The sequence below is a fragment of the Escherichia sp. WS568 genome (genome assembly GCF_046486085.1).
Lineage (GTDB): Bacteria > Pseudomonadota > Gammaproteobacteria > Enterobacterales > Enterobacteriaceae > Escherichia > Escherichia coli.
In genome coordinates this window covers 1-2,332 of the sequence record NZ_JBJQMC010000059.1, presented here as the reverse complement: position 1 = coordinate 2,332, position 2,332 = coordinate 1, and the positions used below count along the sequence as shown (strand labels likewise).

The window sequence follows — 2,332 nt, the reverse complement described above, 5'->3', positions numbered from 1 at the left end:
TTTATTATGGTGATCCCCTGGGCGAAATGCGCCTGGTAAGCAGAGTTTTTGAAATGTAAGGCCTTTGAATAAGACAAAAGGCTGCCTCATCGCTAACTTTGCAACAGTGCCTCATAAAGCATAAAACACGATTTTTGATACTCATGTAAGCACGCACTTTAAAAGGTCTCAAAACTTATAATATCTGAGACTATCAAAATTTGAGCAGAGCGATACCCTTACGAAAGGATGCGGGATGAGTGACGGTTTTCTGACCAGTGAACAGACCGAAAACTACGGACGGTATGCCGCCGAGCCTAACGAGGTTCAGCTGGCCCGGTATTTTCATCTTGATGAACGCGATCTTGTTTTTATTAATCAGCGCCGGGGGAAACATAACCGATTTGGGATTGCCCTTCAGCTAACCACGGCCCGTTTTCTGGGAACCTTCCAGACCGATCCCTTGCAAATACCTCCCGGCGTCCGAAATTACGTTGCATTACAGCTGAACATTCATCGCCCTGAGATCATGGCCCGATACGCCCAGAGAGAGAATACCCGTTGGGAGCATCAAAGGCTGATCAGGCAACACTCTGACTACCATGATTTTGGCGATTTCCCCTGGTCGTTCAGACTGAAACGTCTGCTTTATATCCGCACATGGCTCAGTAACGAGCGCCCCGGTCTGATGTTCGATTTTGCCACGGCATGGTTGCTCCAGAATAAAGTATTGTTGCCCGCAGCCTCAGCGCTGACGAGGCTCATTGGCGAAATTCGTGAGCGGGCAAGCAGGCGTTTGTGGCGCAGACTGGCTGCATTACCTGACAGCTGGCAGACTGAGCAACTGGCCGGTCTGCTTGTCATACCGGAAGGACAGCGGGTTTCCGTGATGGAGCAGATACGAAAAGGGCCCGTCAACGTCAGTGGTCCGGCCTTTACTGACGCACTTCAGCGCTACACACGCCTGCGCAGCCTGGAGTTTTCCCGGCTGAATTTCGCCGGGCTGCCTGCAATTCAACTCCGCAACCTGGCTCGTTATGCTGGCATGGCTTCGGTAAAATATATCGCCAGAATGCCGGAGGAACGGCGGCTGGCCATCCTGACCGCGTTTGTTAAAGCACAGGAAATTTTGGCACTCGATGAGGCTGTCGATGTTCTGGATCTGCTGATCCTCAATATCACGCGTTCAGCGAAGCAAACCGGGCAGAAAAAACGGCTCAGAACGCTCAAAGATCTTGATCGCGCGGCGCTACTTCTGGCACATGCATGTACGCTTTTACTGGATGATAAAATGGATGACGCAGCGCTGCGTCAGACTATTTTCAGCCACGTACCAAAGAACCGGCTGGCGGAATCCGTAGGTAAAGTCAATGAGCTTGCCCGCCCGCAGGACACAAATTTCCAGGATGAAATGGTCGAGCAATATGGACGGGTTAAGCGCTTTCTGCCAGCGATGCTGCGTGATTTACATTTTCAGTCTGCCCCTGCCGGCGAAAATACGCTATCGGCCATACATTACCTGGCCGAACTGAGTGGTTCGAAAAAACGCCTCCTGGAGAATGCGCCTGAGCAGATCATTACAGGTCCCTGGAAACGTCTGGTGTACGACTCCGAAGGCCGGATACAGCGTGCAGGATACTCATTGTGCCTGCTGGAACGCCTTCAGGATTCGCTGCGTCGCCGCGATATCTGGCTGGAGAACAGCGATCGCTGGGGCGATCCGCGTCAGAAGTTTCTTCAGGGGAAAGAATGGCAGGCTCAGCGGATCGCCGTATGCCGGGCGCTTGGACACCCCACCGATGGTGGAAATGCCGTTAAACAGCTGGCAACCGAACTGGACGAAACCTGGAAAACGGTGGCCTCACGCTTTGAGCTGAATGCTGCCGTGAGCATCTGTCATCAGGGTAAATATCCGTCCCTGACCATCAGCAGTCTGGAAAAACTGGAAGAACCGCAGCCGCTGATTCTTCTGAACAGCCGCGTCAGGCAGCTAGTCCCCCCTGTTGATCTGACAGAGCTGCTGCTTGAAATTGACGCCCGGACTGGTTTTACCCGCGAATTCACTCATGTGAGTGAGTCTGAAGCCCGTGCTCAGGATCTTAACATCAGCCTGTGTGCCGTACTGCTCGCTGAAGCCTGCAATATCGGACATGAACCGCTGATCAAACACAGTATTCCGGCACTGACCCGCCACCGTCTGAGCTGGGTAAAACAAAACTACATTCGGGCTGAAACGCTGGTCAGGGCACTGTTGCAAATAGTCGGTGGTGATAAACTTATCATCCCCTTTTGCTGATGGAGCTGCACATGAACCCATTCAAAGGCCGGCATTTTCAGCGTGACATCATTCTGT

General features: G+C 52.4%; 1 pseudogene. It reads left to right on the top strand.

Annotated elements, in window-relative coordinates:
* Positions 1–235: 235 nt before the first annotated feature.
* Positions 236–2,242: pseudogene (locus ACJHWR_RS25160) on the top strand (Tn3 family transposase); the annotation flags it as partial.
* Positions 2,243–2,332: the final 90 nt, after the last annotated feature.